This window comes from Mesorhizobium sp., from assembly GCF_005063415.1.
Classification (GTDB): Bacteria; Pseudomonadota; Alphaproteobacteria; order Rhizobiales; family Rhizobiaceae; genus Mesorhizobium.
Genome location: NZ_SUEG01000073.1, coordinates 21638 through 27847, shown reverse-complemented (window position 1 = coordinate 27847; position 6210 = coordinate 21638). Strand labels below are relative to the sequence as shown.

At 62.4% G+C, this 6210-nt stretch carries 6 protein-coding genes; 2 read left to right on the top strand and 4 right to left on the bottom strand.

The genetic code is table 11. The annotated features are described in order from the left end of the window. The 3 genes from E5W70_RS19275 to E5W70_RS19265 form a co-directional block, all read right to left on the bottom strand. On the bottom strand, positions 1-1328 hold a 1328-nt coding region (locus tag E5W70_RS19275; protein WP_292660933.1), incomplete at its 3' end, for a malic enzyme-like NAD(P)-binding protein. A gap of 225 nt (positions 1329-1553) precedes the next feature. Further along, the gene (locus tag E5W70_RS19270; protein WP_292660929.1) at positions 1554-1991 is read right to left on the bottom strand and encodes a hypothetical protein; all 438 of its coding nucleotides are present in this window, start codon (positions 1989-1991) and stop codon (positions 1554-1556) included. Positions 1992-2151: 160 nt separating this feature from the next. Next, positions 2152-2931, bottom strand: a complete 780-nt coding sequence (locus E5W70_RS19265) for an SDR family oxidoreductase (RefSeq protein ID WP_292660927.1) — start codon at positions 2929-2931, stop codon at positions 2152-2154. A gap of 120 nt (positions 2932-3051) precedes the next feature. On the opposite strand from E5W70_RS19265, the gene E5W70_RS19260 reads away from it, so the two are divergent. Together E5W70_RS19260 and E5W70_RS19255 are read left to right on the top strand one after the other, a co-directional pair. After that, the gene (locus E5W70_RS19260; protein ID WP_023720072.1) at positions 3052-3873 is read left to right on the top strand and encodes a UDP-2,3-diacylglucosamine diphosphatase; all 822 of its coding nucleotides are present in this window, start codon (positions 3052-3054) and stop codon (positions 3871-3873) included. Between the two features lie 127 nt (positions 3874-4000). Further along, positions 4001-5218, top strand: coding sequence for an MFS transporter (locus E5W70_RS19255; protein WP_292660922.1), 1218 nt, complete (start codon positions 4001-4003; stop codon positions 5216-5218). On the opposite strand, the gene dgcA is transcribed toward E5W70_RS19255, so the two are convergent. Continuing rightward, positions 5189-6172 (bottom strand): N-acetyl-D-Glu racemase DgcA, encoded by a 984-nt coding sequence (dgcA, locus tag E5W70_RS19250; RefSeq protein ID WP_292660920.1) that lies wholly within the window; start codon positions 6170-6172, stop codon positions 5189-5191. The two genes, E5W70_RS19255 and dgcA, sit on opposite strands and share 30 nt — an antisense overlap. Positions 6173-6210: the final 38 nt, after the last annotated feature.

The following is a 6210-nucleotide window of genomic DNA, read 5'->3' as shown; positions in this document are numbered from 1 at the left end:
GAGAACACCGGCTTCATGACTAGGCCGGAGCGGAAGACGAAGCGGTTCAGCTTGTCGATGTAGGCGGCGAAATCGGTGATCGGCCGGGTCGCGACGCCGGTCTCGCAGGCTGCCTTGGCGACGGCAGGGGCGATGCGCAGGATCAGCCGCGGATCGAAAGGCGAGGGGATCAGGAACTCCGGACCGAAGATCGGCGTCTCGCCGGAATAGGCACGCGCGGCGACGTCGGACGGCTCTTCGCGGGCAAGTGCTGCAATCGCTCGCACCGCCGCCATCTTCATCTCTTCGTTGATGGCGCTTGCGCCGCAATCCAGCGCGCCACGGAAGATGTAAGGAAAACAGAGTACGTTATTGACTTGATTGGGGAAATCGGAGCGGCCCGTGCAGATCATCGCGTCGGGCCGTGCTGCCCGTGCCGCTTCCGGCATGATCTCGGGATTGGGGTTGGCCAGCGCCAGGATCAGCGGCTTGGGCGCCATGTGGTGAAGCAATTCCGGCTTCAGCACGCCGGCGGCAGACAGGCCGAGAAACACGTCGGCGCCGGGCAGAACGTCGGCCAGCGTGCGCGCTTCGGTATCCTTCACATAGGGGTCTTTCCAGCGGTCCATCTCCTCGACGCGGCCCTTATGGGCGACGCCGAACCGGTCGGTGACCCAGATGTTTTCGACACGCGCGCCGAGCGAGACCAGAAGGTTGAGGCAGGCAAGAGCGGCAGCGCCGGCGCCGGACGTGACGATCTTGATGTCGGATATGGACTTGCCGGCGAATTCCAGCCCGTTGAGCACGGCGGCCGCGACGATGATGGCGGTGCCATGCTGGTCGTCATGGAAGACCGGTATGCCCATGCGGGCTTTCAACTGCTCCTCGACTTCGAAGCATTCGGGCGCCTTGATGTCTTCCAGGTTGATGCCGCCGAAGGTCGGTTCCAGCGCCGAGATCGTCTCGACCATGCGCTCGATGCCCGGTGCGTCGATCTCGATGTCGAAGACGTCGATGCCGGCGAACTTCTTGAACAGCACCGCCTTGCCTTCCATCACCGGCTTGGAGGCGAGCGGACCGATATTGCCGAGGCCCAGCACCGCCGAACCGTTGGTGACGACGCCGACCAGATTGGCGCGGGCTGTATAGTCGGCCGCGGTTGCCGGGTCGTCGCGGATTTCAAGGCAGGGGGCGGCGACCCCCGGCGAATAGGCAAGCGCCAGGTCGCGCTGATTGCCGAGCGGCTTCGTCGCCTGGATTTCAAGCTTTCCGGGACGGGGGTGCTTATGGAAATAGAGCGCTGCTTCGTCGAGGTCGGATCGGGCCGCCTTCTTGCTTTCGCCTGTCATGACGGCCGCCTCCTCAGTTCAGTCCGTTTGGTGTTTTGAGTCTCTTAGCATGCAGCCGAGGCTTTTCGAGAGGTGATATGTCGCAAGCGCGAGCTTACGGCTTGCACGACCCGCCGGCCTGTACGGTCTGCCATTGAAATGTTGGGACGATAGGCGCGTTGCTGGAGCGAGCTGCGAGCCGAATGTCTGCTTCAGGTGGTTTGCGGACGATTAGGTATTCTTTCGCTAGTTCGCTGTGGGGCTGTTGCTCCTATAAAGGGCACGAAAGAAACTCTTGGAATAGCGGTCGTACCAAGCGGCAGCCCACTCGCCGACAAGTCGCTCTGTCGACGACACCCTACGCCGGTAGTCGACTGTTTGGCGGATGCCTCCTTCTTCCTCAAGCTCGATGTCCAGGTGCGTAAACTTTGGGGCCGCATCCGAAAACCTGAGATACATGTACGCAAACACCGCGATATGGCGTTTACCCATTGATAAGCAACGATTTTCAATCGCCACCACCGCAGACTGGACTGTGGCGAAATCCTCTAGCCTAACCGCTCGTTCTAGACGAACGAAGTCAAGGAACAATCTCCTGTCGGTAATTGCAAGGTTGCCGTCGGCCGTGTCTCGAACCCCGTGCGACAGCAGTTTTTGCGTAACAAAGCGATAAATAGACGCCATTCGCCGGTCTCATTTCCATGTGCGAGGCAGGACATAACATGCGGACTAACCCTAGTCCTTGTGAACTGGCGTTTTGAGCATAATGTTGCCTTACCTCGGCTGGCCTGAGGGCGCCCGTTTCCCGCCATTCCCAGCGGATACTAAGCGGTAGATTTTGCCGCTAGAACGCGCTGACGTAGAGGCCGCCATCCACCGGTATGTTCTGCCCGGTCAGGTAGCCGGCGTGAACCGAGCACAGGAAGGCGCAGATCTGGCCGAATTCCTCCGGCGTGCCGAGTCGCTTGGCCGGAACATTGGCCGCTGCTTGCGCCTTGCGCGCGGCGGCGGCGGCCGGATCTTCGGACGTGCCGGCCTCGTGCGGGCCGCGCAGCCGGTCGGTGTCGAGCTTGCCCGGCAGCATGTTGTTGATCGTCACATTGCGGTCGATCACCGTGCGCGCGACGCCGGCGAGGAACGAAGTGAGGCCGGCGCGGGCTCCGGACGACAGGTCGAGGCCGGGGATAGGAACATAGACCGACAACGAGGTGATGTTGACGATGCGGCCGAAGCCGCGCGCCGCCATGCCGTCGATCACGGCCTGAACCAGCTCGACAGGGGTCACCATGTTCTGGGTGACGCCTTCGAGGATCTTTTCGCGGTCGAGCGCGCGGAAATCGCGGAACGGCGGACCGCCATTGTTGTTGACGAGGATGTCGGGATCGGGGCAGGCGGCAAGCAGCGCCTTCTGGACGTCGGGCTTCGATACGTCGCCGACGATCTCGGTCACCTTGACGCCGAATTTCTCGCGCAGTTCAGCGGCGGTTTTGGCCAGCACATCGGCGTTGCGGCCGTTGACGACCAGATCGCAGCCTGCCTCCGCCAGTGCCATGGCGCAGCCGCGTCCCAGCCCCTTGCTCGAGGCGCAGACTATGGCCGTCTTGCCGCGAATGCCGAGGTCCATGGTGATTTTCTCCTCTGATTGCCGCGGCAACCTACCCGTATGGCTGGACCAATCGCAACCGTCATACGGTTGTTGCATGAATCGGGGCATAGCCTCGGGCGAAAGCAACGGTGACAAATGATGTCCGGCGCAGAGCCCCGCACTTTCCGCAGCATGTTCATCTCCGACGTCCATCTCGGATCGAAGGCGGCGAAGGCCGAGTTCCTGATCGATTTCCTGCGCCATCACGATGCCGATATCATCTATCTCGTCGGCGACATTGTCGACGGCTGGCGCCTGAGACGAAGCTGGCACTGGCCGCAGAGCCACAATGACGTGGTCCAGAAATTGCTGCGCAAGGCGCGCAAGGGCGCCAGCATCACCTACATCGCCGGCAACCATGACGAGTTCGCGCGCCAGTTCCAGGGCGTTCATTTCGGCGGCATTGTCGTTGCCGATCGTGCCATCCACGAGACCGCCGATGGCAAACGCCTTCTTGTCATCCATGGCGACCAGTTCGACACCGTCGTCCATAATGCGCGCTGGCTGGCCTATCTCGGCGACTACGCCTATGACGCGGCCATGCTGGTCAACCGCGTCATCACGCGCCTGCGCCAAGTGCTTGGCCTGCCTTACTGGTCGTTCTCGTCCTGGGCCAAGGTCAAGGTCAAGAAGGCGGTGAACTTCATCGGCTCGTTCCAGACCGTGCTGACCGAGGAGGCGCGCCGTTCGCATGTCGACGGCGTGATCTGCGGGCACATCCACCATGCCGCGATCGAAAGCTACGAGGACGTGCAATATATCAACACCGGCGATTGGGTGGAGAGCTGCACGGCGGTGGTCGAGCATTTTGACGGCCGGATGGAGATCCTGCACTGGGCGCATGTCCTGCCGGAGACTCCGGTCGGCAGCGAGGTGCTGGTGCCGATCGACATCAAGGGCAGGGCAGTCCAGGCCGCTTGACCAAATCCGGCCTCATCTCGCTTTAATCGGTTAGGCCAGCGGTTTCATCGACTTTTTCGCCGTGTTAAGCAGCGGCAGGTGTGGCGGGCCGACCCGGCTGAATGCCGTGCCGACGGATCGCCTGTCAATGTCCTCGCTGCCGCCGCTTTCGCCCGAACAGCTCGTCAAGCCACGCCATTTCGAACTGCGCATGAGCTTGATTTTCTTCACGCTCTTCGTTCCGCTCGGGACGCATGTGCCGTATTTCCCGCTGTGGCTGCAGGCGAAGGGGTTCCATGCCGAGCAGATAGCCGTGATCCTCGCCGCGCCGATGTTCCTGCGCGTAGCGACGACGCCTTTTCTTACCGCGCTGGCAGACAAAGCGAGCGACCGCGCCAATGTCTATGTTGCGCTGGTCGCCGCATCGCTGACCCTGTCCGCCGGCTACTTCCTGCCGCCGACCTACGCAACGGTACTTGCCGTGTCGTTGGCCCTGACGGTCGTCTGGACGCCGCATTCGCCGATTGCCGATTCGCTCGCCCTTTCAGGTGTTCGCCGCTTCGGCTCGAACTACGCCGCCATGCGCAAATGGGGCTCGATCTCCTATCTCTGTGCCAATCTCGCCGGCGGTTTCATCCTCTCGGCAAGCGGTGCGCAGGCTGTTCCGGTGATCATCTTCGCGGCGCTGTGTGCCGCGCTAGCCGCCGGACTGATCGCGCCGCGCCTCGGCCGTCCGCGCCGCGCCTCGCCGCTTTCGGCCGCCGATATCCAGCAATCGGCACCGAAACTCCTCAACCCGTACTTCCTCTATTTTTCGACAGGCGTCGGCGTCATCACCGCCAGCCACGCATTTCTCTACGGCTTCGTGTCGATCTACTGGAAGTCGATCGGCATCACTGATTCGGTTGTCGGGCTGCTGTGGGGGTGGGGCGTCGTCGCCGAGATATGCATGTTCGTCGTCTTCACACGCGCTTTCGCCTCCTTCTCGGTCGTCTCGATCATGCTGATTGCCGGGATAGGCGCGATCGTGCGCTGGATCGCTTTCCCTCTTATCTGGCCGCTTGGGCTTGGCGTTGGCGGGTTTTTCGCGATCCAGACACTGCACGCCGTCTCGGTGGCACTGGTGCTGATCGGCCTGCAAAAAATGATCGGTGAGACAATCGTGGAAGAACGCACCGGGGCGGCGCAAGGCCTCGCCTATTTCTCCAATGGTTTCTTCATGGCGGTGGCAACGCTGATTTCAGGTCCTCTTTACGATCGCTTCGGCGCGAATGGCTTCTTTGCGATGATCCCCATCGCCCTGACGGGCCTGACGCTGATCGGGCTTGCCGCGCGTTCAGCCCCACAGCGCCGGCTCGGGCGGTGATACCAGCGAACCTTGGTAGACGAGACCTGGAACGCGGTCGCGGGCTAGCAGCAACGGACCGTCGAGATCGACGAAATCGGCATCCTGCGCCAATAGCACGGCCGGCGCCATCGCAAGCGACGTGCCGACCATGCAGCCGACCATGACGCCAAGACCCAGTTCGCGGGCGCGGTCGCGAAGCACGAGTGCTGCGGTCAGGCCACCCGATTTGTCGAGCTTGATGTTGATGGCGTCGTAGAGGCCGACAAGCGCGTCGAGGTCCTTCGCCTCGTGCACGCTTTCGTCGGCGCAGATCGGCACCGGATGCGCGATGTGGCGAAGAATACCGTCATGTCCCGCCGGCAGCGGCTGTTCGATCAAGGCGATACCGTGCTCGGCGGCAAAGGCGAGGTTTGCGACGATATTGTCGTCATTCCAGCCCTCATTGGCGTCGAGAATGATTCGGCTGTCGGGTGCCGCCGCCGTCACTGCACGGATGCGGGCGATGTCGTTGTCGCCGCCGATCTTGACCTTGAGCAGCGGGCGCTGGGCGTTGGCGCGGGCCTGCGCCGCCATCGCCTCCGGCTCGGCGAGCGACAATGTATACGCCGTCTGAAGCGCCCGTAACGGAACGGTTCGTATCGTATGCGCCACCGGTGTTCCGCTGATCTTCGCTTCCAGGTCCCAGAGCGCGCAATCGATGGCGTTGCGTGCCGCGCCGGCAGGCATGGCACCGAGCAGGGCGATGCGGCTGATGCCGTGCGCGATCTCACTGCGCATCGCCTCGATCGCGCCGCGCACACCCTCCATGGTCTCGCCATAGCGCTTGTAAGGGACGCATTCGCCGCGCCCTGTACGGCCGTTTTCGGTGATGGCGCAGGAAATCACCTCAGCTTCGGTCTTTGAGCCGCGCGAAATGGTAAAGGTCCCGGCTATCGGAAAGCGCTCGGCCTCGACCGAAATGACACGCGCCATATTTTTCTGCTCCAGCTGTGCAACAAGGAGGATGTCGG